General features: G+C 33.2%; 26 protein-coding genes and 2 tRNA genes. 9 read left to right on the top strand and 19 right to left on the bottom strand.

The window, feature by feature from the left end; genetic code table 11:
• Positions 1-51: 51 nt before the first annotated feature.
• From ACN0WY_RS10100 to ACN0WY_RS10045, 12 genes are all read right to left on the bottom strand, one after another.
• Positions 52-795 (bottom strand): LytR/AlgR family response regulator transcription factor, encoded by a 744-nt coding sequence (locus tag ACN0WY_RS10100; protein ID WP_417800285.1) that lies wholly within the window; start codon positions 793-795, stop codon positions 52-54.
• 236 nt (positions 796-1,031) lie between these two features.
• Positions 1,032-1,220: a DUF2892 domain-containing protein gene (locus ACN0WY_RS10095; protein WP_330488408.1), complete on the bottom strand. Its 189-nt coding sequence runs from the start codon at positions 1,218-1,220 to the stop codon at positions 1,032-1,034.
• Positions 1,221-1,222: 2 nt separating this feature from the next.
• Positions 1,223-1,528, bottom strand: a complete 306-nt coding sequence (locus ACN0WY_RS10090; RefSeq protein ID WP_417800284.1) for a hypothetical protein — start codon at positions 1,526-1,528, stop codon at positions 1,223-1,225.
• Position 1,529: 1 nt separating this feature from the next.
• Positions 1,530-4,736, bottom strand: a complete 3,207-nt coding sequence (locus ACN0WY_RS10085; RefSeq protein ID WP_417800283.1) for an efflux RND transporter permease subunit — start codon at positions 4,734-4,736, stop codon at positions 1,530-1,532.
• A 200-nt stretch (positions 4,737-4,936) separates the two neighbouring features.
• On the bottom strand, positions 4,937-6,010 hold the full coding sequence (locus ACN0WY_RS10080; RefSeq protein WP_417800282.1) for an efflux RND transporter periplasmic adaptor subunit: 1,074 nt from the start codon (positions 6,008-6,010) through the stop codon (positions 4,937-4,939).
• 7 nt (positions 6,011-6,017) lie between these two features.
• Positions 6,018-7,331, bottom strand: coding sequence for a TolC family protein (locus ACN0WY_RS10075; protein WP_417800281.1), 1,314 nt, complete (start codon positions 7,329-7,331; stop codon positions 6,018-6,020).
• 121 nt (positions 7,332-7,452) lie between these two features.
• Positions 7,453-7,980, bottom strand: coding sequence for a DUF2202 domain-containing protein (locus tag ACN0WY_RS10070; protein WP_330488403.1), 528 nt, complete (start codon positions 7,978-7,980; stop codon positions 7,453-7,455).
• Between the two features lie 122 nt (positions 7,981-8,102).
• On the bottom strand, positions 8,103-9,179 hold the full coding sequence (cydB, locus tag ACN0WY_RS10065; RefSeq protein ID WP_417800280.1) for a cytochrome d ubiquinol oxidase subunit II: 1,077 nt from the start codon (positions 9,177-9,179) through the stop codon (positions 8,103-8,105).
• 3 nt (positions 9,180-9,182) lie between these two features.
• The gene (locus ACN0WY_RS10060) at positions 9,183-10,511 is read right to left on the bottom strand and encodes a cytochrome ubiquinol oxidase subunit I (protein WP_417800279.1); all 1,329 of its coding nucleotides are present in this window, start codon (positions 10,509-10,511) and stop codon (positions 9,183-9,185) included.
• 75 nt (positions 10,512-10,586) lie between these two features.
• Positions 10,587-10,886, bottom strand: a complete 300-nt coding sequence (trxA, locus tag ACN0WY_RS10055) for a thioredoxin (protein WP_330488400.1) — start codon at positions 10,884-10,886, stop codon at positions 10,587-10,589.
• Positions 10,887-10,890: 4 nt separating this feature from the next.
• Complete coding sequence (locus ACN0WY_RS10050; RefSeq protein WP_417800278.1) at positions 10,891-11,874, bottom strand: Tll0287-like domain-containing protein; 984 nt, start codon at positions 11,872-11,874, stop codon at positions 10,891-10,893.
• Between the two features lie 65 nt (positions 11,875-11,939).
• Positions 11,940-12,572: a Crp/Fnr family transcriptional regulator gene (locus ACN0WY_RS10045; RefSeq protein WP_417800277.1), complete on the bottom strand. Its 633-nt coding sequence runs from the start codon at positions 12,570-12,572 to the stop codon at positions 11,940-11,942.
• 141 nt (positions 12,573-12,713) lie between these two features.
• On the opposite strand from ACN0WY_RS10045, the gene ACN0WY_RS10040 reads away from it, so the two are divergent.
• Both ACN0WY_RS10040 and ACN0WY_RS10035 read left to right on the top strand, forming a co-directional pair.
• On the top strand, positions 12,714-13,133 hold the full coding sequence (locus ACN0WY_RS10040) for a CBS domain-containing protein (protein ID WP_330488397.1): 420 nt from the start codon (positions 12,714-12,716) through the stop codon (positions 13,131-13,133).
• Positions 13,134-13,241: 108 nt separating this feature from the next.
• Positions 13,242-13,394 carry a hypothetical protein gene (locus ACN0WY_RS10035; protein ID WP_330488396.1) on the top strand — a complete coding sequence of 51 codons (153 nt, stop codon included), beginning with the start codon at positions 13,242-13,244 and terminating at the stop codon, positions 13,392-13,394.
• A gap of 70 nt (positions 13,395-13,464) precedes the next feature.
• Here ACN0WY_RS10035 and rpe read toward each other — a convergent pair whose 3' ends face one another.
• The gene (gene rpe, locus ACN0WY_RS10030) at positions 13,465-14,121 is read right to left on the bottom strand and encodes a ribulose-phosphate 3-epimerase (RefSeq protein WP_417800276.1); all 657 of its coding nucleotides are present in this window, start codon (positions 14,119-14,121) and stop codon (positions 13,465-13,467) included.
• A gap of 150 nt (positions 14,122-14,271) precedes the next feature.
• Positions 14,272-15,135, bottom strand: coding sequence for a sigma-70 family RNA polymerase sigma factor (locus tag ACN0WY_RS10025; protein WP_028891227.1), 864 nt, complete (start codon positions 15,133-15,135; stop codon positions 14,272-14,274).
• Positions 15,136-15,354: 219 nt separating this feature from the next.
• Here ACN0WY_RS10025 and ACN0WY_RS10020 point away from each other — a divergent pair, with 219 nt between their 5' ends.
• From ACN0WY_RS10020 to ACN0WY_RS10010, 3 genes are read left to right on the top strand one after another with little or no spacing between them, the layout of a single operon-like run.
• Positions 15,355-15,924: a sigma-70 family RNA polymerase sigma factor gene (locus tag ACN0WY_RS10020; protein WP_330488394.1), complete on the top strand. Its 570-nt coding sequence runs from the start codon at positions 15,355-15,357 to the stop codon at positions 15,922-15,924.
• Positions 15,925-15,930: 6 nt separating this feature from the next.
• Positions 15,931-16,113, top strand: a complete 183-nt coding sequence (locus tag ACN0WY_RS10015; protein ID WP_417800275.1) for a hypothetical protein — start codon at positions 15,931-15,933, stop codon at positions 16,111-16,113.
• Between the two features lie 41 nt (positions 16,114-16,154).
• Positions 16,155-16,973 carry a mechanosensitive ion channel family protein gene (locus ACN0WY_RS10010; RefSeq protein WP_330488392.1) on the top strand — a complete coding sequence of 273 codons (819 nt, stop codon included), beginning with the start codon at positions 16,155-16,157 and terminating at the stop codon, positions 16,971-16,973.
• A gap of 286 nt (positions 16,974-17,259) precedes the next feature.
• Here ACN0WY_RS10010 and ACN0WY_RS10005 read toward each other — a convergent pair whose 3' ends face one another.
• The 5 genes from ACN0WY_RS10005 to ACN0WY_RS09985 form a co-directional block, all read right to left on the bottom strand.
• On the bottom strand, positions 17,260-17,958 hold the full coding sequence (locus tag ACN0WY_RS10005) for a porin family protein (RefSeq protein WP_330488391.1): 699 nt from the start codon (positions 17,956-17,958) through the stop codon (positions 17,260-17,262).
• Position 17,959: 1 nt separating this feature from the next.
• Positions 17,960-18,688, bottom strand: a complete 729-nt coding sequence (gene ubiE / locus ACN0WY_RS10000; protein ID WP_330488390.1) for a bifunctional demethylmenaquinone methyltransferase/2-methoxy-6-polyprenyl-1,4-benzoquinol methylase UbiE — start codon at positions 18,686-18,688, stop codon at positions 17,960-17,962.
• A 20-nt stretch (positions 18,689-18,708) separates the two neighbouring features.
• Positions 18,709-19,602, bottom strand: a complete 894-nt coding sequence (locus ACN0WY_RS09995) for a NifU family protein (RefSeq protein WP_330488389.1) — start codon at positions 19,600-19,602, stop codon at positions 18,709-18,711.
• A 98-nt stretch (positions 19,603-19,700) separates the two neighbouring features.
• Positions 19,701-21,095, bottom strand: a complete 1,395-nt coding sequence (locus ACN0WY_RS09990; RefSeq protein ID WP_417800274.1) for an OmpP1/FadL family transporter — start codon at positions 21,093-21,095, stop codon at positions 19,701-19,703.
• A 46-nt stretch (positions 21,096-21,141) separates the two neighbouring features.
• Positions 21,142-22,452, bottom strand: coding sequence for a hypothetical protein (locus tag ACN0WY_RS09985; protein ID WP_417800273.1), 1,311 nt, complete (start codon positions 22,450-22,452; stop codon positions 21,142-21,144).
• 147 nt (positions 22,453-22,599) lie between these two features.
• Here ACN0WY_RS09985 and proS point away from each other — a divergent pair, with 147 nt between their 5' ends.
• From proS to rpsT, 4 genes are all read left to right on the top strand, one after another.
• Complete coding sequence (gene proS / locus ACN0WY_RS09980; RefSeq protein WP_417800272.1) at positions 22,600-24,078, top strand: proline--tRNA ligase; 1,479 nt, start codon at positions 22,600-22,602, stop codon at positions 24,076-24,078.
• A 75-nt stretch (positions 24,079-24,153) separates the two neighbouring features.
• Positions 24,154-24,225, top strand: a tRNA-Glu gene (locus ACN0WY_RS09975).
• 113 nt (positions 24,226-24,338) lie between these two features.
• Positions 24,339-24,410, top strand: a tRNA-Glu gene (locus ACN0WY_RS09970).
• 34 nt (positions 24,411-24,444) lie between these two features.
• Positions 24,445-24,696 (top strand): 30S ribosomal protein S20, encoded by a 252-nt coding sequence (rpsT, locus tag ACN0WY_RS09965; protein ID WP_028891217.1) that lies wholly within the window; start codon positions 24,445-24,447, stop codon positions 24,694-24,696.
• The last annotated feature ends 107 nt before the right edge of the window (positions 24,697-24,803 follow it).

The raw sequence follows: 24,803 nt of genomic DNA, 5'->3' as shown, positions 1-24,803 counted from the left end.
AGCATAAGTAATAAAAGAAAATACTTTATAAAAAGAAATGATGGGTTATGGCTAGATATTACTTTCAAAGCTACTTATTCTTGATCTAGAAATTTTTGCTGTAATAGTTCCATTATCTAGAGTGAGGTTTAAAGTTGTTTTGTTTAAAAACTCAATATAAGCTAAATTAACAATCCATGTTCTATGAGAACGAAAGAAAAGACGTTCATCTGTCAAAATATTTTCAAAATATTTCAAATTTTTACTGGTAGTGATAGTTGTTTTAGTTGATAAGTGTATTTTACTGTAGGCTCCATCAGCTTCTATAGCAACAATATCAGTTAAGTTAATAATATGTCTATTACCCAATTCTGGAATGACAATTTTTTTATAATTTTTATCTTTTATAGTTTCAAGCAGCGCTTGATAATCAACTAACGAAGCTTCTTGATGTAGCTTATGTTCTAACTTTTTAAGAGCTATATCTAACTTATTTCTATCGATAGGTTTTACTAAATAATCAATGGCATTTAACTCAAAAGCTTTAATGGCGTAATGATCATAAGCAGTAACAAAGATAATTTCAAATGGTATAACATCAAAAAACCTTGCGATTTCATAGCCTGCATAATTAGGCATCTGTACATCTAAAAACACCACATTGGGTTGTAATTCTTTTATTTTTTGAACACCCAATTCTAAATTATTACAGGAATCAAGAATGGTAATATTGGTAGAAGCTCTTTCTAGTAAGTTAGATAAAACATTTCTTGCACTTTGTTCATCGTCAATAAGAATAGCTTTAATTTCTACCATAAAAACAAATATAGTAATAGTGTTTTTATAATGAGATTAAGATTTTACGAAAGAGAAATTGCGTTTGTAAGAAAGGAATAATCAGCAGGAAGAAGGTTAGTGACTAAAGTATAAATAGAAAATTGTTGCTGTAATTATGGAGCACTTTTTTGAAACTCCAGAAGATTTACAGCAACAATTTCTACAATTGTATAAAAAGATTCAACTCATGTTGAATTATTCCGTAGAATAAATTCTTAATCTTTTACTTTAAATACTTTGGTTAAAATATCATCCATCAAACACCATTTGGTTAATGATGATTGTAATAAGTTGGCACCTACAAAAGCAGTAAACCATAACCAATTACTATTTACTTTAATGGCTAAGATTAAACTGATCAATATAAAACTACCAGCAATACCACGTACAATTCTATTTTTCATAATTAAATATATTTATCAATAGGAACCACAACAGCTCGTATTGGATTATTTGTTTCTAAATTTTTATTAAAAGTTTCAATTAAATTAAACAGCGCATCTATTTTATCGTTTTCAGTAAACGAAAAATACATATACGAATCCGTTGCTTTCTTATTGCCAGAAAACCAATCGTTTACAGAAACTACAGGAAAAGAATTTCGAAAACCTTCAATATCAGAAGCACTAAAATTATTGATAGCTGCTTCTTTTAATAGTTTTAGTACTTCGTCTTGAAGTCCTTCAACCACAGTTATTATTAATAGTTTCATTTTACTTAAAGTTTTTACGTTCAATTAAATAGTATACTAATGGTACTACCAATAAAGTTAATATGGTTGCTGTAATCGTTCCTCCCATTAAAGAGATAGCCAATCCTTGGAAAATAGGATCGAATAAGATGACAAATGCACCAATAACTACCGTACCTGCGGTTAGTAAGATAGGAGTAGTACGAACAGCACCAGCTTCAATCACGGCTTGCTTTAGTGGAACTCCTTCTGCTAAACGTAAATTGACAAAATCAATCAATAAGACAGAATTTCTAACCATAATTCCTGCGAGGGCAATCATTCCAATAAACGAAGTAGCTGTAAAGTAAGCATCCAGCATCCAGTGCCCTAAAATAATTCCTACCATTGATAAGGGAATGGCAACCATCATTACTATTGGAGCTTTAAAGTTTTGAAACCACCCTACAATTAACATGTAAATGATGATGATTACTCCTAAAAAAGCAATACCTAAATCGCTAAACACTTCTAAGGTAATTTGCCATTCACCATCCCATTTTACGGTGTAATTGTCTTCAAAATCGGGTTGTTTAATGTATAATTCGTTCAATTCATATCCCTTCGGAAGGGGAATCTCTTTTAATTTTTCTTCCATCCCTAAAATAGCATAGGCAGGACTTTCCAACTCCCCAGCCATGTCTGCCATTACATATACTACGCGTTTTTGATTCTTTCTATAAATACTTTTTGCACTGTTCTTTTCTTCAACAGTCACCAAATCACTTATAGAAACTAGGTTACCGTGTTGCGATTTAATCTGTAACTGAGCAATATCTTGCACAGAAGACTTCTCTTTCTCATCCAAAGCAAACACAATTCCTACTTGATTAGAGGCATCTTCATCATACAAGGTTGAAACTGCTTTGTTGGATAACGCCATGTTTAACGTATAAGCAATTTGCTGAGGAGCCACACCGTATAACATTGCTTTTTCTTTATCGATTACAAACTCGTATTCCGTTTGATTGTCTTCTACCATCCAATCGATATCTACCACATCGGTTGTATTGTGTAAGATGTTTTGAACTTCGTTGGCAATTTCAATTTGCTTTTCATAATCTGGTCCGTACACTTCTGCAACAATAGTTGATAATACAGGGGGTCCTGGTGGAACTTCTACTAATTTTACATTGGCTTTGAACTTTTTAGCAATGTTTTGAATATCTGCTCGCATCAATTTAGCTATATCGTGACTTTGTATACTTCGGTCGTGTTTGTCAACCAAGTTTACCTGAATATCCGCCATGTTACTACCACCACGTAAATCGTAGTGACGTACCAATCCATTAAAGGTAATAGGGGCAGAAGTACCCACATAACTTTGGTAGTTTACTACTTCTGGTCGTGTAGCCAAGTACTGTGCAATTTCTTTGGTTACAGCATTGGTACGCTCTAAGGTGGTCCCTTCAGGCATATCAATGACTACCTGGAATTCGTTTTTATTATCAAAAGGCAACATCTTTACAGCCACCGATTTGGTAAAAAACAATGACATAGAACCTAGTAATAAAACAATTGTGATTCCTAAGAATGCCCAACGCTTGGTTTTATTCTCAATCAACGGACGCTCGAATCGCTCATACAATTTATAGATTAGCGTGCTTTGCATAGCTTTGGTTTCGTCTTCTTCTACCTTTTCCTCCGCACCATGCTTGTCTTTTTCGCGTAAGAAAATATATCCTAAATACGGAGTAATTGTCAATGCAACAAATAATGATAAAATCATCGCGATTGAGGCTCCAATAGGCATCGGACTCATATAAGGTCCCATTAATCCAGATACGAATGCCATTGGTAATACCGAAGCAATTACGGTAAAGGTGGCTAATATAGTTGGGTTTCCTACTTCGTTAATAGCATATAAGGCAGCTTGTTTAAATGGCAGTCGTTTCATCTTAAAATGCCTGTGCATGTTTTCGGCAATAATAATGGAATCATCTACCACAATACCTGTTACGAATACCAAAGCAAATAAGGTAATTCGGTTTAAGGTATAATCTAAGATATAGTAACTTAACAAGGTAAGCGCAAAAGTGATGGGAACTGATAAGAATACCACTAAACCACCACGCCATCCCATGGCTAACATTACGACTAATGTTACGGCGATAATGGCACCGATTAAGTGTAATAATAATTCTGACACTTTTTGTGAGGCTGTTTCACCATAGTTACGTGTAACTTCAACATGTACATCATCAGGAATTAAATTGGTGCGTAAATGCTCAACCTTCGCTAAAATAACATCGGCAATTTGCATGGCATCAGCCCCTTTTCGTTTCGCTACCGATATGGTTACCGCTGGATATTCTGATTGATAGGTAGAAGCATTACTACTTGCTTGTCCGTACCCAAAACTTACATAGTTTGTAGAGATTTCTGGTCCATCTAGTACCTTTGCAACTTGTTTTAAATAAATCGGTTGATTTTGTTGTACACCAACCACCAAGTTTTTTACATCTTCTGCCGATTGTAAAAACTTTCCTGTAGTGACTAAAAACTCGGTGTCGTTTTTATCATAACTCCCTGCACTTAGCTGCTGATTGCTGGCTTTCAATATTTCAGTAACCGATAAAAAATCCAATCCGCTAGCTGCTAGTTTGTCTTTATCTACAACCACACGAACCTCACGGTTCCTTCCTCCAATTTTTTGCGTAATGGCAACATCGTTTACCTTTTCAATTTCGTTGGTAAGCTCTTGCGCAATTTGCTTTAACTGATAATCGTCGTAGTTTTCGCTCCATAAAGTCAACCCTAACATGGGTACATCGTCAATGGCACGTGTTTTTACCAAAGGCATGGTAACACCTTTCGGCATTTGATCCATGTGCTTGTTAATCTCATTGTATAGTTTTACGAACGAGCGTTCGATGTCTTCTCCCACATAAAACTGCACAATCACCATTCCTTGTTCTTTCATCGAAGTAGAGTATACGTACTCTATTCCTTTGATGTTTGAAAGTATTTTTTCTAAGGGTTTGATTACTCTCGATTCTACTTCTGTAGGACTCGCACCTGGATATCCTACAAAAATGTCAGCCATTGGTACGTCAATCTGTGGTTCTTCTTCTCTCGGAATTAAAAAAGAACTGTACACACCAATTACCATAAACACTACCATTAATAAGATGGTAAGTTTAGAGCCTATAAACCCTTTGGCTATTTTTCCTGCTAAACCTTCTTTCATTTTGATTGATTTATATTTTTTTGGGCGTTTTAACGGGCTATTCGCTATATCTTTTTACTTGTTCTCGATAGATCCTTCGACTTTGCTCAGGACACTCGAACTGACGTAAAAAGGATGCCGCTTCTATCCCTAACGCAACTTTCAACTATGATTTATAATTTAGTTTTACAACTAACTGAAAACTGTTTATTGGTAACTGCTTACTGTACATTGATTTTCGCTCCGTTGTATAGTTTCCCTTCAGAAGAAACGATATAACTTTCATTGGCAGATAAACCGGATAAAACTTCTACTTGATCTCCAAAAGTTCTTCCCAAGCGTAACCAACGCAACACAGCAGTATTACTTTGACTTACCGTATAAATTCCTGATAGTTGTCCTTTGTGTACCAAAGCTTCTGATGGAATTAAAACCATATCAGTACTTTTTTGTGTTTTTTCAACAGGAAACTGAACTGTTGCAAACATTCCTGATAACAAATTGAAATCCGTTTTATCTAAGTTGATTTTAACTAAGTATTGTCCACCCGTATTCTTTGCAGAGGTACTAACTTCTGATACGTTACCGGTAACCGTTTTATTGATTGATTTAATCGTTACATCAACCTTAGTATCTTTTTTAATTTGTGAAATTTCACTTTCTGGTACTAACGCAGTAACTTCAAATCCGCCTTTACCTTCTACAGATAGTAAAGGCATTCCAGGATTCGCCATGGCTCCTTTATCAATAAATTTGTTCGTCACCACTCCAGAAAATGGGGCTCTAATATTCGTATAAGCAAACTGAGAATTGATTTCATTTCTTAGCTGTTTTGCAGCTTCTAAATTTGCTTTGGCAACATTGTAATGAACAGTGATATCATCAAATTCTTTTTGAGAAGCACTGTTTTGCTCAAATAAGTTTTTAAAACGATTGTAATCTTTTTCAGCACTTGAAAATCCTGCTTTTGCTTTAATAATGTTAGCCTCTACTTGCGCTTTCTTAGCTTGTAAATCGCTGTTATTGATAGATACTAATAATTGCCCTTTGTTTACTTTATCACCAACTTTTACGTGTATGTTAGTTACGTAGCCCATCATACGAGTACTTAATTCAGCACTGTTGGTAGCTTCCACTTTTCCGCTTGCTGTGATAAACGGATTGGTATCATTAGCGGTTACTTTGGCAATTGTTACAGTTACTGTTGGTTTGTTGTTATTGTTGGTTGTTTCTTTTTTACCACAGCTCAATGCTAAAAGTGATGCGGCAAGGGCGATTGTATATATAGTTTTCATTTGTTGATTATTCTTTAGTTAAAAAATCTAAGTAAGCTTTGGTATAGTTATACTGATATACGGTTTGGTAATATTCTAATTGTTTTTGAGCGTATTGTGTTTCAGCCATTAACAAATCAGAAGTTTTCTCTAGTCCTTCTCTAAATCTATTTTTTCTGATTCGTAAGGCTTCTTCTGATTGTTGTAAGGCCAATTCGGTTAACTTTAATTGTTCCTCAGCATCGGTTAACAATCGTTTAGTGTTGTGTAACTCTAATTGACTTTTAGATTTGTACTGTTCGTATTCTAATCTAGACTTTTCATATTGTGCTTTGCTTTTTTGTGCTTTTCCGTAGCGTTTAGAACCTTTGAAAATATCCCAAGTTAATTGTGCTCCAACTACATATCCACTTGCATCTGCATTGAAAATTTTATCATCGTACAGTTCGTAACTACCAAAAGCATTTAAGCGTGGAAGAAAATCCATTTGAGCAGCTTTGTGTATTTTTTGATAGGCTTCAGAAGCTAACTCCATGGCTTTAATGTCTGAACGGTTTTCAGAAATAGTCATATCAGCCAGTTGATTCGTTAAGTGTACTTGTAAACTATCTGAGGGTTCATAAACGTTGTTCTGTGTTTCATTCATTAAAAAAGACAAGTAGTTAGAAGCATTTAGTACATTGCTTTTTGCTGTTTGTAACTGATTTTTTACTTCGGTAACTCGAACTTCAACGGCTAATACATCTGCGCGTTGTAAATACCCTTGTTTAAAGCTGTTTTCTGCCATTTGTTGGTTGGCTTCTGCAGCTTTTAAGGCTTTTTCTAATACGGAAACTCCCTTATGAGCTAATTGCAGTTGCATGTAGGCTTTTTCTACTTCTAACAATAAATATTCTTGAGTACGTTGCGTTTGTAAGTTGGTTGCTTCCATTTTAGTTTTAGCGGCTTTACGTTGGTAAATACCGTCTAAATTCACTAAAGGTTGCTGTACTTCAATTTTAGTAGCGAAGTTTTGTGTTCGTTTCGGATTGTTTAATAAATCAGGATTGAAATCTGCCTGTGTTAAAATTTCCTGATTCAATTTACTACCAAATGCCATTAATGGATTGGTTGTTACAATTCCTGTATGAGAGGCAGTAATATTTGGTAAGAATACAGCATTGGTTTGCTTATAATCGGCACGTGCTTGGAAATAGTTTTGTTCGGCTATTTTTAAAGAGGTGTTATTTTCCTGAACTCTTTTTAAAACTTCATTTTTTGAAATGGAAATTTTAGTTTGAGCTAGGGTAGTGGCAGATATAAAAAGTGCTACCGTAAATAAACTAATATATGATGTTTTCATTTTTACTATTTTATGAGAACAAATTTAGTAGCATAAAACACAGTAGTCAGTAACTAATGTTACAATGAAAAAACGCCTAAACAAAAGTCTAGACGTTCTTAACTAACAATTAAAAAATCAACTAATACTTGGAAATGTTTCTGTTAAATGCGTTTAAGTGGTTGTATGAAGCGTTTACTAAATTGGTATATACATTTATACTGTATTCATCATTGGTGTTCTTAATAGCTAACTGTAGATCTTCAATATCTTTTTCTTCTATTAATTTACCTACTTCAAGTGCATCTAGTTTAGATTTTTGTCCTTTATTTATTAACTCATCATATAACTTTTGAAATTCAGAATTTTTAAAAACTCCTCTTTCTTTATTTAAGGTAAAAGCAATATTATTGTATTGTAATAAACCTTTTATGGCATTTATATGTCGCTCTTCACTTTGACTGATGTTTTCAAAAACACGTAGGTTCCATTTTTCATTAAGAAAGTTATATACATCAAAAGCTAATTTTTCTTCCTCTAACATCAAAAGCATTTCGTTTTTTTCTTGTTCAGAAAGAGTAAGACTGGTATTGTTGGTATTCTGGCAAGAGCTACTCATACTCGAAAAAAGTACTAAGAATAACAAGCCTATTGTGTTTAAAGTTTTCATGATAACAGCTTTTAAATTATATACTAATTTAAATATTATATAGGCTGTTGTCTGCAACTTTAGTTACATAGGAGTAAGGTTTTAATAGGATGTTTTTTATTTAGCTAAGCATAAGAAGTAGGCTAATGTTCACCATAATCTACATCATCCATTTTTCCTTTAAAAACTTTATACTGAATAACAAAATAAACAACTACTAGTATTGTAGCTATAAAAAACCAATTTACACCAACAGACAAACCGTATTCGTCAGCAGCTACATTGTAAATGGTTAAATCAGGATTTATATTATTAGTTGAAGGCAAAACTTTAGGGAAAATAGAGGCAACTGTAGTTGCCAAACCTCCTAATAAAAACAACGAAGAATATAAAAAACCAGTAATGTGCTTTGTGTGTTTTTTTACGTTGAATAAACCAAATAACCCTACAAACGTCAGTAGAGGAAATACCCAAAGGAAAGGATGCTCTATAAAATTATGAAATGGTTTAGGTTCTATAACGTGCCAAGCGAATAATGAAATAATTACTAAGCCTAATAAAACAAAAGAAAGCGCAAAAACAACTTTTTTTAGTTGGTTATTAATACTAGCATTGGTTTTGAAAATTACCCAATTGGCACCGTGGATTGTTAGTGATACTACTGCAATAATTCCTAGAAGCAAAGTAAACCAATCAATAACACCAAGTGTTTCAGAATGAGGGGAAAATTCCGAATTCCATAAAGGAAGGAAAAAATAATGTGCTTCATGAGTTGAAACACCCTCTACTACATTTCCTAGATTAACACCACGTACCACATTTCCTAATGCAACTCCAAAAAATAAGGCAAGAAGTAAGCTGGCAATTCCAAAAGCTTTATCCCAAATACGTTCCCATATTTTATTATGTATTTGTCCGCGAAGCTCTAAACCAATAGCTCTAAAAATTAGTAACCATAAAACCATCATTAAAGGGAGGTAAAAACCACTAAATGATGAAGCGTATAAGGTTGGGAAAGCAAAAAATAAGACACCACCCGCAGCAATCAACCATACTTCGTTTGCATCCCAAAATGGACCTATTGCTTTTACGACCTTTTTTTTGTCTTCTTCCTTTTTAGCAAAGAATAAATGAATAATTCCTGCCCCAAAATCATAACCATCTAAAATAACATAAATGGCTAACATTGTAACTAATACTACATACCAAAATAGTTCCATAACTTAACGTGTTGTTTGAGGTCCTTTGTTAATGATTTTTCCAACTAAAATTAAAAATAACATTCCTAATAGTAGGTATAATCCGATAAATCCTAAAAGAGTAAATAAAGTGTTTCCTGAGGATACTGTAGGAGATGCTCCAGCAGATGTTCGTAGTAAATTATAAACTAACCAAGGTTGACGGCCTAATTCAGCAGTATACCAACCAGTGGTATTAGCAATATAAGGAAATGGAATCATAAAGAGTAATGCCCATAAAATCCATTTTGTATCATATAACTTTTTTCTAAATAATTGAACAATGCTAGCTAACATCAAAGCAATAAAAATAGTTCCTAATCCCACCATTATATGATATGCATAATACAAACCCGGTATGTTTGTTGGGTAATTTTTTTCATCAAACTCATTGAGTCCTTTAATTTCTGCATTCCATTCTTGATAGGTTAAAAAGCTTAAGATGTTAGGGACAGCTATTTTATTGTCTAATTTTTTCTCTAGCATATTTGGTTGCCCAATTAGCACTATTTCAGAGCCTCCTTTTTCTGTTTCAAATATTCCCTCCATAGCGGCAAAGGTTATAGGTTGATATTTTACTACATTTTTAGCGGCTAAATCGCCTGTAGGAAAAGCAACTAAAATAGATGCTACAACTCCGAAAACAACTCCGGTTTTTAAAAATAATTTACCAAATTCTAAATGCTTCTTGTTTAAAAGGTAAAGAGCTCCAATACCAGTAACTACAAAAGAACTGGTAACCAAGGAGGCTGCTTGATTATGCAAATAAGAAGGCCATAACCACGGGTTTGAGAATAAGGCTGAAAAGTTATTTAGTACAAACTTACCGTTGGCTAGTATTTCATAGCCTACAGGATTTTGCATCCAAGAATGTGTCGCAATGATTAAAAAGCCACTTGCCCAAGAACCTAAAAAGACAAGGAACCCAGTTAAAAAATGAAGTTTATGTCCTAGCTTTTTTTCACCAAATAAAAACAATCCTAAAAAGGAAGATTCTAGGAAGAAAGAAAACATCCCTTCCATAGCCAATGTTTGACCTATAATACCACCAGTAAGCTCGGAGAACTTAGCCCAGTTAGTTCCGAATTGAAACTCCATAGGAATTCCGGTAACTACTCCCATAGCAAAGTTTAAAGCAAAGATTTTCATCCAAAACTTAGCAGCGTCGTTGTATTTTTCAAGTTTAGTTCTTAAAAATTTCCATTTAAAGAAGACTATCATTAGTGATAGTCCCATTGTTAATTGTGGAAATAAGTAGTGAAAAGTAATAGTGAAAGCAAACTGCATTCTATCATAAAAGAGCATGTCTTCCATACCGAAGATTGTTTATGAGGTTATTAAATAAGAACGTTTTTTTTGTAGCAATTAGGAGGAATAAAAATAATGATATTATTTCACATGGTTATTAATAATACTAATCAAATCGTTCTTATATAACATTCCTGATTGTCTCCATAATAGGGTGCCTTTTTTAAAAAGCATAAAGGTGGGAACACCCCTAATTTGGTAGGTATTAGCTATTTGTTGATTTTTATCAATGTCTATTTTTAAAATAATAACATTTTCTCCTAAATCTTCTTTTACTTCTTTTAATATAGGAGCCATCATTTTACATGGACCACACCATTCAGCAAAGAAATCAACCAAAACAGGTTTGTCTCCTTTAATTATTTCAGAAAATTTTCCCATAATTTTAATTTTTAAATGTTATGCTCCAAATTCCTCGTACCTGATTAACATCATAACCTTGCGCTTTATCGGTAGGGTATAGGAGAGTTAATTCTTTTAAAGTTTCAGGTTTTATTTGTGTGTTAGGAGTTCCATGACACTGTAGGCACATACTATTTGTTATAATTGGATAATAGAATTGGGTTTTGCTCCCTGCTTGTTTCGTAATGGGGTTGATAGTTTCGTTATTATGTACAATTCTTTTGTATCCTTCAATAATGTTTAATTCTTCAGTGTTTGCAGTATTGTTGAGGTTTCTTGGGTTGTCGGTAACTCTCTTAATAGTAGCATTAAACTTAGTAGCCATACTATCGGTTAGCTTATAGGCTTTTTCGTTACAAAATTTCAAAGCGTGTAATGTTCCTTTCTTTTGAATAGCTCCCATTAAGTTTTTACCCAATGTTTTCTTGGTTTCCATAGCATATTCTAATCCAATTTCTTCAAGTGTTTTGTTAGACTGGATATAACTTGTTTTTCTACCAGAATTGATATAATTTTTTCCTTGTTTAGCTTTCCAATGCTCTTTAAACCAACCAGGTTCTTCAATTTTATAGTTATATAGATAATTTGCTATCTTCTTGAGGTCTTCTTCTTCAAATTTTTGATATGGCATTACTCCAAATCGTTTAATAGCTCCCTTCATTATTGCTTTTTGCTTCGTTGGATTTAATACAAAATTTTGGAAGCTTTCGGTAAACTCTTCTTCGGAAGTATTTTCATGAATGTAATGAGCTTTAATCGCAATCATAGGAGGAGCAATTCTTTCATCGTGTGGGGTAGTGTGGTTATGACAAACATAGCACTTTGTTTCGAGTAGTTTTTTGCCAGGAGGAATACCAACTTCTTTGGTTGTAATGCCCTGAGAGCTTTTCTTAGAATAATCACTTTTTTTAGCTTGATTACAACTAAAAATAGATAAAACTATAAATAAGACTATCAATTTTTTCATCGTTCTAATATTTACCATAAAGGTAGAACGATTCTCTTGTAAAAAATGTAACTTATGTTACAAGGTTAAAGTTCTAACACTTCAATTTGGTTACGATATAAATTTATTTTGCCTTGTTTCTCTAGAGCTTTTAACAGTCTAGAAATGACAACTCTAGAAGTATGTAAGTCATTGGCTATTTGTTGGTGTGTTACACTTATAGTATCGTTATGATTTACCAAGGCCTTATCTTTTAGGTATTTTAATAAACGTTGATCCATGTTTAGAAAAGCAATGGTATCAATAGCATCAATAAACTCTTGTAGCCTGCTATGATAACTATGTAAAATAAATTCCTGCCAACTTTTATATTTACTAAGCCATTCACTCATTTTCTGCTTTGGAATCATTAAAAGTTTTACATCTGTTTCGGCTACCGCTTTAATTTTACTTTTTGTCTCTCCTACGCAGCAGGAAAGCGTCATAGCACAGGTATCACCTTTTTCAATATAGTATAAAACCAAATCATCCCCTTCTTTATCCTCGCGTAAAATCTTAATAGCGCCACTTAATAGTAAAGGGATGGATGTAATATAGCTTCCTATATCGATAATAATATCATTAGCACTCATTTCTTTGGCAATAGAAACTTCTGCTATTTCTTTTAACAATGCTTCCTCAAATAAATAACCGTAGTATTTCTGTAAATCCTCTATCAAGATAAAATGTTTTTGTAAAAATAGTTAAATAATCACATTGTAGGTACGTATAAAATAAGTTAAAAACTATGATTTTAATCAGGTCTTTAAATTTATTTATTAATGAAATTTGAAGTAGATAATAACACAAAACCATACAAAATGAAAAAAAGAACACCCGTTTCAGTGATAATGACTAAAGATGTAATCACATTAAGTAGTACTGATGATTTAATGACAGCAGAAAAGTTATTTAAAAAAGAACACATACGACATATTCCAGTTGTTAGTGGAAATGAAATAAAAGGAATGTTAAGTTATACCGATTTATTAAGAATAAGTTTTGCCGACGCTGTTGATGAAAATGAAACAGATGTAGATACGGTAGTATACAATATGTTTACAATAGACCAAGTAATGGCTAAAAATTTAATCACCGTTAACTCAAATGCAACAATTAAAGAAGTTGCTGAAATATTAGCGACTAAAGAGTTTCATGCGTTACCAGTGGTAGATGGTACTAAATTAGTGGGTATTGTAACAACAACCGATTTAATTTATTACTTATTAGAACAGTTTTAAAGTTTTGTTGAGGTTAAAAATTACGGAAAAACCTTACTTTTATTACGTCTTTTTTGAGGTTAATTTGTTTTTTACAATTTATTTTTGAGAAACTTAAAACACTTTATTATGTTAAAAAATATTTCAAATCTAGGTTCAGTTTTAAACAAATCAGCGCAAAAATCTATTCAAGGAGGGTGGACGTATGTAATGTGTACGAGATGTGAACCGTTACCTCCAGGGTATATTTGTATGAATGAGGTATTTTGTGGAGGAGAATAATCACGACCTTAACTAGAAAATAGATGAAAAGCGGATTTAGAATTCTTTACTAAATCCGCTTTTTACTTTGTTAATTTATAATTGTTTTTAAATTTTCAATTGTTTCGGTTGGGTTGTCACTTTTAAAAACAAAACTACCAGCAACTAATACATTGGCACCTACTTCTATAAGTTTATTGGCGTTTTTATCAGTTACACCACCATCAATTTCAATTAGGGTAGCTGCTTCACTAAATTCAATCAAGTTTTTTAACTGTTGAATTTTTTTATACGTATTTTCAATAAATGATTGCCCCCCAAAACCTGGGTTGACACTCATAATACAAACGACATCTAAATCTATAATAATGTCTTCTAAAACAGCGATAGGGGTATGTGGGTTTAAAGCAACTCCAGCTTTCATGCCAGCAGCTTTTATAGCCTGTATAGTTCTATGTAAGTGGGTACAAGCTTCATAGTGCACTGTTAAAATATCGGCACCTAAATCTGCAAAAGTTTGAATATAACGATCGGGGTCTACAATCATTAAATGTACATCAATAGTTTTGTTAGCATGCTTTGTAATAGATTTTAAAACAGGCATTCCAAAAGAAATATTAGGTACAAAAACACCGTCCATAATGTCAATATGAAACCAGTCTGCTTTACTATCATTAACCATTTCAACATCACGCTGAAGGTTTCCAAAATCAGCCGCTAAAATTGATGGGGCTACAAGTTTTTCCATTAATATATAAGTTGTTGTGTTGTTATTAAGTGCAAATATAGTTAAAACTAAGAGCATTAAAACTAAAAAGAAAGCTCTCCAATTGGAGAGCTTTCATTCATTAATCAAAAAACGAATAGTTACGATAACTATTTGTTGTTGTTTGTATTATTAACCTAAGTAAGTCATTAAAATCTTACTACGAGATGTGTGTTTTAATCTTCTGATAGCTTTTTCTTTAATTTGACGTACACGTTCACGAGTTAAATCAAATGTTTCACCAATTTCTTCTAAAGTCATTGGTTGGTGCTCTCCTAAACCAAAGTATAACTTTACAACATCAGCTTCACGTGGCGTTAGTGTTTCTAACGCACGATTGATTTCAATACGTAATGATTCGTGTAATAAAGTTTTATCAGGATTTGGAGATTCACCCGAGTTCAATACATCATATAAATTAGAATCTTCTCCTTCAATTAAAGGTGCATCCATTGATACGTGACGACCAGAGTTTTTCATAGACTCTTTAACATCATTCACAGTCATGTCTAATTTCTTAGCAATTTCTTCAGCACTAGGTGGACGCTCATTTTCTTGCTCTAAGAAAGCGTACATTTTATTGATCTTATTAATAGACCCAATTTTATTTAAAGGCAAACGTACGATACGAGATTGTTCAGCTAAGGCTTGTAAGATAGATTGACGAATCCACCATACTGCGTAAGAAATAAATTTAAAACCACGCGTTTCATCAAAACGTTTTGCAGCCTTGATTAAGCCTAAGTTACCTTCGTTAATTAAATCAGGTAATGTTAGTCCTTGGTTTTGGTACTGCTTAGCAACCGATACCACAAAACGTAAGTTAGCCTTGGTTAGTTTTTCCAACGCCCTTTGATCTCCAGCCTTAATTCTTTGTGCTAATTCCACTTCTTCATCGGCAGTAATTAAATCTACTTTTCCTATTTCTTGCAAATATTTATCTAAAGATGCGGTTTCTCTATTGGTAACCTGTTTTGTAATTTTAAGTTGTCTCATCTACTTCAAGTATATTTTTAATTTATCAATCACTCTACATTATCTTATACGTATGCTAAGAGAATAATGTTACAAAGTTTTTTGTATTTCTTGAAAAATTTCGTCTATTTGTTAAAGAAATGTTAAAACACGTTATTTGCACAATAATTAGGTGACTAGGCAGCAACCTGGGTGTCTAATTTAACGTATAACTAAGATGGAAACTAACTATACTGCCCCTTGGAGAGTATTGATGTAAAAAAAATAAGCGACGAAGATTTAGTTCGTAAAATAGTAGAGAAAAATGATACTCATTTGTTTGCTGTTTTATACGATCGTTACGCTGGTGTGGTATACAATAAATGCTATGGATTTTCCAAAAATAAAGAAGAGGCTCAAGACTTAACTCATGATGTATTTATCCGTTTATTTGTTAAATTGAGAACTTTTAAAGGGAAATCTAAGTTTTCTACTTGGTTATATTCTTTTACGTATAATTTTTGTGTTAACTACGTACAGAGAAATAAGGAGAAGAAAAAAGAAAAAGTAACAGTTGTAACAGATGAAATAAAAGAAGAAAGCAATATTGATGATATTGATGACGCTACACTATTCGAGTTAAAGTCAGATAAATTAGCTAAAGCACTCGAAATGATTTCTCCATCAGAGAAAATGATTTTATTAATGAAGTACCAAGATGAAATGAGTATTAAAGATATTTCGGTAGGGTTAGATTTGGGAGAAAGCGCAGTAAAAATGCGACTAAAAAGAGCTAAAGAAAAAGTGGTGAAAGCGTATAACGAATTGTAATACATTATGGATAATCCATTTAAAAAAATATTACATAACGAAGAGTTGCCAGAAGTACTAAAAGATAAAGTGCTTAACGATGTGGCAATGATAAAGCTATCAATAGATATGGCTGACTTATTTGTGGTAAAGTACCCCAATACTATTATTGATTTAATTGGAGGTACTGAACCCAAAAAAAAAAAGTGAACTAATTTAAACTAACCAAATATCACTATACATTTAAAGTTATGAGTTTTTTAAAGATAGATTTTTTAACACCTTTTAAGGATATTTTTCAAGATATAGTAGATTCATTACCTACTGTAGCTGGCTTTTTAGCGTTTGTTATTATTTCATGGCTTGTTATCAAAGTCTTTTTATACCTTGTTAGAAAAGCATTGGCAAAAACTAAAATAGACGAATGGTCAAAGAAACTTAAAAAGACTGAAATTTTTGGAAGCAGTACGATAAACATTGTACTAACCAATGTTATTTTAGCTGTGCTAAAATGGTTTTTAATCTTTGTTTTTGTAATGGTTGGAGCTGAAATGTTTGGCCTAACTGTTGTTTCTGATGGGATTAGAAGCTTTTTTGCTTACTTGCCTAAATTATTAACAGCGGTAGGTATTTTTGTTGGAGGTGCCTATTTGGGAACCATGGTGAAAAAAGCAATTCAATCTATGTTCAAATCTCTTGAAGTGTCTGGTGGAAACTTAGTAGGAAATATTGCTTTTTACTTAATCGTTGTGTTTTTATCTATCACGGCATTAGACCAAGCAGGAGTTGATACTTCTGTGATTAAAAGTAACTTAACACTCTTAATAGGTTCTGTATTATTAGCTTTTACCTTAGCTTTTGGGTTTGGAGCCAGGGATGCCGTTTCAAGATTGCTTTTCGGGTACTACTCAAGAAAGAATATTACAATTGGTGAAAAAGTTGTAATTAAAGACGTAGAAGGAGTAATTGTAGCTATCGATAATATATGCGTAACAGTTCATACTACAGAAGGAAAAGTGATCATACCAATTAAAGATGTGGTTGACAACAAAATAGTTATAAAAAATTAAAAAAAATTAACATTTTTTTATATCTTTGAAACTGCTAAAAACAATGTTTTTAACAGTACGATAGATTTCGGGGGACTTCTATCCAATTAATAAAGAGAAATCTTTATGAAATAAGACCGCAGTTTGCGGTCTTTTTTTTTTGAAATAAAATGTGACGTTCAAAAAATAAGTGTGTCTAACAAGTATATAGTAATAAGAATTCGGGGGACTTCCTATTATTTAAACCTAAAAAGGCTTTCTAAATTTTAGAAAGCCTTTTTTTAATTATATGTTTTTGAAATAAGTTTTATTCAAAAGCTAGGTGTAAAAACACCCCTCTAGTTCCTAAGTAATGAATAGGATCTGTCCATTGACTTGGAGATTTATTATCGTATTTTACTTCGTTATTAATAGCAAAAACACCTCTTATAGAAGGAGAAAATTTAAAGTAACTTAAATAAAAGTCTACCCCAATCCCTACTTCATACATAAAGTTATTAGTAGTCGTTCTAAACTCTCCTGCAAAATTATCATCACTATTTCCTTCGTTGCTTGAAAAGTTATGATCGTAGGAAACTCCTCCTATTACATAAGGCCTCATATTATTGAGTCTGTTGGTGCTTAATTTTAACAACAGAGGTAAATGTAAGTAGGTGGCTCCTACTTCACGAGTGTTTACATTATCAGCCCCAGCAATGTGTTTAAAATGCAACGTTTTTGTGTTGGACATAAGTCCTGGTTCAAAACGTAGGTTTACGTTATTGTGTAATCTTAAATCGGCAATTAATCCTACATTAAAACCAATAGAAGATGCTACTTCGATTTCAGTATTGTCAAAATCACTTGGAGCATAGGAAATTTTGTAACCATTATTATTAGCACCTAGGTAAAATCCGTAATGAAAAAGTGGTTTGTCGAAACTAGGAAGTTTCAATATTTTTTCTTTTTGTGCTTGTGTAGATAACGACGTCACTAAAATTCCGAAAAGTAAAAGCTTTTTTAACATACTATTTTAAAGCGGTATAAATTGATGCAACACCAAATGTTACAGGTATATTCTTTGCATTCTTAAACCCGTTTTTTTGTAAAATATTGTTGAAAGCCTTTCCAAAAGGAAAAGAATTTGCTGTTTCTGATAAATATGAGTAAGCAACCTTGTCTTTTGAAAAGAGTTTACCAATAATAGGTAAAATATAATTAGTATACAATTTGTATCCTTGTTTAAACGGAAATTTGGTTGGGTTAGAGGTTTCTAAAACGACAAACTTACCACCTGGTTTTAATACACGTAATATTTCGGTTAAGCCTTTATCTAAGTTTTCAAAGTTTCTAACACCAAAAGAAACAGTAATTGCATCAAAAGTGTTATCGGGAAAAGGAATGTTTTCACTGTCACCAACAATCATTTTAATTTTATTGGATAAGTTCGCTTTAGCTATTTTTTGTCTTCCCACTTGTAACATTCCCTCAGAAATATCTAACCCTACAATTTTTTCAGGGTTTAATTCAGACATCATTAAAGCCAAGTCACCTGTTCCAGTAGCAATGTCTAAAATTTGTTGTGGATTATTTTCGCCTATTAGTTTTACTACTTTTTTACGCCAGCTAACATCAATACCCAAAGAAATAACACGGTTTAACCCATCATAATCTTCAGAGATGTTGTCAAACATTTGAGCAACTTGTTCTTTTTTTCCTAGTTCAGAATCTTTGTATGGTTTGATCTTTTCAGACATATTTTTTGTTTGATTTACAATTATCCGTTAATGGCAACTACTTCATTAATTTGATTAGGTAACATTTCTTTTAGCATGGTTTCAATACCATTTTTTAACGTTACTGTTGATGATGGGCAACCACTACAAGCTCCTTGTAAAATAACACTTACTCTTTTGCTTTCGGCATCGTACGATTGAAACGCAATATTTCCGCCATCAGAAGCTACAGCAGGCTTTATATATTCGTCTAAAATATCAACAATTTTAGTTTCAGTAGCGGTTAAATTCTCTTTAGGAACTTCAACATTTTGTTTGGTTTGCTGCTTAGGCAATTCAGATATGATTTTTTTGCCTTCTTGAATATAACTACGAATAAAAGTACGCACTTCTTGGTATACTTCATTCCAGTCAATCATATCATATTTGGTGATTGAAATGTAGTTTTCAGAAATAAAAATTTCTTTTACAAAAGGAAAGCTAAATAATGCTTGAGCTAAAGGAGAGGATTTGCTTGCTTCTTCAATGTTTGTGTACTCGACGTCAGTTTGCGTTAATGCTTTGTTGGTTCCAAATTTCATTACTGCAGGATTTGGAGTAACTTCAGCGTATACTTCAACAGCATCTTTTTTGGTAGTTTCTTCTGTTACTACCGAGTTACCACCTTGTATATAAGCTTCTATTTGTTCGCGAACCTCTTCTTCAACATCGTTCCACTCAACAATATCATATCGTTGAATAGCAATGAAATTGGCTGTAACCAATACCTTTTTTACAAAAGGAAGGTAAAATAATTGTTGTGCTAACGGGGAGTTTTTAGCCTCGTCTATATTATTGTATTCATAACTACCCCCATTGACTAAAATTTGGTTACTAACAAACTTTAGAATGGTTTCGTTATTAGTTTCTTGTATGTTTATTTTTATTGAACTCATAAGTTGTAAATAAGAAGCAAAATTACGGTAAAAAACTGAGATATGTATATATAAAAAGTCCCGCATATAGCAGGACCTTTATTATATGTTTTTGTGAATTATAAACTAAAAGTAAGTGTTCCGGAAATTCGAGAAGTATCAGTTGTTAATTCAATAGGATTCACATCTACAGCAGGAGAATTATAAATATGATACGGACTGTTGTTTTCTGAATTAGTATATGATAAATCAAACTTAACGTTTCCGAAATTATAACCAAGTCCTAATGAAAATCCAGAAATATTATCATCGTCTAAAGCATTTTTATAAGGACTTTGCTCATAATGATAACCACCACGAACACTCATTTTGTCAAAACGCCACTCGGTACCAATATTTAAGGAGTGGGTGCCTTTAAAATCAGTATCAAAGTTTTGATTAGTTTCTATAAAATAAGAATCATTCTCTCTATATTTTGTACTGCTGTAATCTTTATAAGTATAATCTGCACTTATCAAACCTTGTTTGCCAAAAACAAAAGCCGCACTAGCAGTAAGTTTACTTGGTGTTCGTAGCCTGAAAATATTTGAATAAAATTCTTCCCCACTATTAACATCTGTATCTTGGTTTGTAGCAGAGATTTCAGTATAACCAACCCAATCATCATATCTAGAATCATTTGGATCGAAAACACCTAAATTGCTGTCTTCAAAAACTTCATTGTACCACGTTGGAGTTTCATAGGCTAATCCGAAACGGAAGCTTTGATTTACTTTGTATATAAAACCAGCACTAAAAGAAACTCCACTACCTTCAAAGTAGCTGTCCTGAACGTTAAGAGCTGTTAAGGTGTTCCCGTTATCATCTTCGTTAACTTCTCTTAGTTCGGTAACTTGACCAAAGCTAAAATTGTGAAACTTTATACTTGCTCCTGCATATAACTTATTTTGGTGTACAGCAGAGAATCCCATTTCAAAAATACTACTCTCCCCGTAGGTAGAGTTTAAAAAACGTTGTTCTTGTCCATTGTCGTACTGGTTGGTAATATCATCAGGGTGTTCATTAAACAATGCTTGACCACTATTGCCTTGTGAAGAAAATAATCCTTCAAAATCACTTTTCAATCTATAATTAAAAGTTAAAGCAAAACGGTTCCAGTCAGAGTTATGAGTAGTGTCAAAAGATAAAATACCACCTGCTTGAGTAATATTAAAAAAATCATCTTCTATTTCTGTAGTGTTTCCGTAATACCTGGCAGTATAAGTAGTATTTCTGTTTCCTAAAGTAACACCAAAAGTACTTTTAATAGCAACGGCACTACCAGCTGGATTAATTCCAAAAGCTGAGATGTCACCTCCCAAGGCTCCAAAAGCTCCGCTCATTGCTTCAAAGCGAGCAGTTCCGTAATTATCGTCTTTTGAAAATAAAATTCCTAAATCATTATAGCCTAAAGATTGTGAATAGGCAGTATAGGTGCATGCGATAATTATCGCGAAGGTTAAAATTCTTTTCATTTTTTCATTAATTCGTTAAAAACTTATCTTGAAGTTTGCTTTTAGTTTATCTTCTAGAGCTTCTTGATGAACTGCTATTTCTTGTACTGCTTCTGGTAGATGATGAACTGCTTCTTGATGGTGTTGAGTAACTACGAGAGCTGTTGGAAGATCTCGAGTAACTTCTAGAATTTCTTGAACTACTGTTTTTGTGAGAAGCATAATTTTTACGATTATTTCCAGTTGATTTTGAGTAGCTTTTAGAGTTTCTAGGAGTGTATGATTTCCTAACAGATTGATTAGAATTTTGGTTTCTCTTAGCGTAACTTCTGGAGTTTCTAACTGATGAAGATTTACGAACACCATTATTATTGGAAGCGCTAGAGTTTCTTACAGAATATCCTCTTGAGCTTCTTGTAGAACGAGGCGTATCTCTATAACTACGAGTAGACCTGTTGCTATTTGAGTTATAATTTCTTGTTCTAGTTGATCGTTTGATGCTTCTGTTATTTGAGCTATTACCTCTTCTGGTATTGTAGCCTCGTGTATTTCTTGTAGAACGTGTATTTCTGTTGTTACGATAGGTGCTTCCGTTACTTCTTCTATATACATCAGAAGAGCGTCTAACAGTTGTAGTTCCTCTACGTCCAGTAGTGTATCCTCTTCTAGAAACTGTAGCAGTTCTATGTCCTCTGTAATAGTTGGCACCTCTGTAAGGACGTCTGTAATAGTGGTTGTTATAGTATCTATATGGTCTATAATAATTGTATCTATTCCAGTAAGAGTTGTAATAAAATCCACCTAAACCGGCATAAAATCCAGCATTCCAATTATGATAAGGATGCCAATAAGAATTGTATCTCCAACGATTCCATCGCCAGTTATTCCACCCCCAATTATTCCATCCGAATGGACCGTCCCAATAGGGATCTCCCCAATAGGTATTCCAATTCCATCCTAAATGATAACGAGGAAAGGTGTTGATATTAATTACCACATCAGAATTAGAATCATAGCCCCAAGGCTCATTACTATTGTATGTAATTCTTGTTTCTGGTTCTTCTTCATAAATAACCTCTTCATCGTCGTAGTAATCAGTACCTTCAGATTTATAATCTTCTATGTCGGTAAAAATATCCGTACCGTTTAAAGCATCTAAACGTTCTACTTCTTTGGTAAAATAATTTTCTTGGTATTCATCGTATGCACGATCGTCTGCAATGACTACTCTGCGTTGAGGTTGTTCTACTTCGTTAGCATAAATACCATCATCACTACCAGTAACCGTTTGTGCAGAACCACAAGAAATAAACATAGCTGCCATCATACATGATAGGATATAAAAAGAGAGTTTGGTGTTGGTGTAATGTAGCTTCATGACTTTTTTATTTTAAGGTTATAGCAAATTGTTTTTTAACTAGCTGCAAAAAATTAGTTCTTTGTTGGGCTTGTTACCTTTTTAATGTAGTTTTGCAGACACAATTTACGCATAAAAAATAACAATATTTATGCCAAACTTTTGATTATGAGCAAACATTTAACAAAAAGAGCCGAAGATTACTCGAAATGGTATAACGAATTGATTGTAAAAGCCGATTTAGCTGAAAATTCAGCCGTAAGAGGTTGTATGGTAATTAAGCCTTACGGGTTTGCAATCTGGGAGAACATGCAAAAAGAATTAGATAGAATGTTTAAAGAAACAGGACATCAAAACGCTTATTTTCCTCTTTTTGTGCCCAAAAGTTTGTTTGAAGCAGAAGAAAAAAATGCAGAGGGTTTTGCAAAAGAATGTGCGGTAGTTACGCATTATCGTTTGCAAAATGATCCAGAGAACGAAGGAAAATTACGCGTAGATCCTGAAGCAAAACTTGAAGAAGAATTGGTTGTTCGTCCTACTTCTGAAGCAATTATTTGGAATACATATAAAGGATGGATACAATCACATAGAGATTTACCATTGTTAATTAACCAATGGGCAAATGTAGTGCGTTGGGAAATGCGTACACGTTTGTTTTTACGTACTGCTGAGTTTTTATGGCAAGAAGGGCATACAGCACATGCTACAAAAGCGGAAGCAGTAGCGGAAGCAAATCAAATGCAAGAAGTCTATGCAACTTTTGCAGAAGACTTTATGGCAATGCCAGTAGTAAAAGGAGCAAAAAGTGAAAGTGAGCGTTTTGCAGGAGCAGATGATACCTTAACAATAGAAGCATTAATGCAAGATGGAAAAGCATTGCAGGCAGGAACGTCTCATTTCTTAGGACAGAATTTTGCAAAGGCTTTTGATGTTAAGTATACTTCTAAAGAAGGAAAGCAAGAATATGTATGGGCAACCTCTTGGGGAGTATCAACAAGGTTAATTGGAGGGTTAATTATGACGCACTCTGACGATGCTGGTTTGGTATTGCCACCAAGGTTAGCGCCAATCCAAGTTGTAATAGTCCCAATATACAAGGGAGAAGAACAGTTAAATGCAATCTCTGAAAAGGTTGATGTAATTGTAAAAGAATTACGAGCTAAAGGGATTTCTGTAAAGTTTGATGATAGAGACACATTTAGGCCAGGAGCTAAGTTTGCTGAATACGAATTAAAAGGAGTGCCTGTACGAATTGCTATGGGAGCTCGTGATTTAGAAAACGGGACTGTTGAGGTTGCTCGTCGAGATACTTTTGAAAAGCAAACTGTTTCTAGAGACGAAGTAGTGGAAGTTGTGACAGCTTTATTAGAAGAGATTCAAGAAAATATTTTTAACAAGGCTTTAGCATATAGAAACGATCATATCACCGAGGTAAATTCTTTTGAAGAGTTTAAAGATGTGATAGAAAACAAAGGAGGATTTGTTTCTGCGCATTGGGATGGTACCATAGAGACTGAAGATAAGATTAAAGAGTTAACAAAAGCAACCATAAGATGTATTCCTAACGATGCACAGGAAGAGGTAGGTGTATGTGTTTTAACAGGGAAACCATCTACAAAAAGAGTACTTTTTGCAAAAGCATATTAAAAAAATAAAAAAAAGCTTTGTGCAATAAAAAACAGTTTTTATATTTGCACCCGCAATCGCAAAAAAGATTGTTTTGGTCCGTTCGTCTAGGGGTTAGCACGCCAGGTTTTCATCCTGGTAACACGGGTTCGATTCCCGTACGGACTACAAGTTCTTTTTCTTTATTTTAGAAGGAAAAATAAATAAAGAAAAAAATAAATTTTAATTGCAAATAACAAAAAGAATTGTATATTTGCACCCGCAATCAGAACGATTGTTTTGGTCCGTTCGTCTAGGGGTTAGGACGCCAGGTTTTCATCCTGGTAACACGGGTTCGATTCCCGTACGGACTACAAGTTTTTTATAAACAATTAACGCATTAGTACAATGGCAAATCATAAGTCAGCATTAAAGAGAATTAGAAGTAACGAAGCAAAGCGCTTAAGAAATAAATATCAGCATAAAACAACTCGTAATGCTGTTAGAAAATTAAGAGCTACAGAAGATAAGAAGGAAGCAGAAGGAATGTTTTCGACTGTTGTGTCTATGTTAGATAAATTAGCAAAGAACAACATTATTCATAAGAATAAAGCAGCAAATTTAAAGTCTAAATTGGCTAAGCACGTTGCAGCTTTATAAGAGTTTTAAGGTTAGTTAATAGTTAAACGCTTCGGTAAAATACCGAAGCGTTTTTGTTTATAATTATATTTATAATAAATGTCTGTTTTTATACTAAGTTGTTCAAC

The sequence above is a fragment of the Tenacibaculum sp. genome (assembly GCF_048269885.1).
GTDB lineage: Bacteria > Bacteroidota > Bacteroidia > Flavobacteriales > Flavobacteriaceae > Polaribacter.
This window is presented reverse-complemented; position numbering and strand designations above follow the sequence as displayed.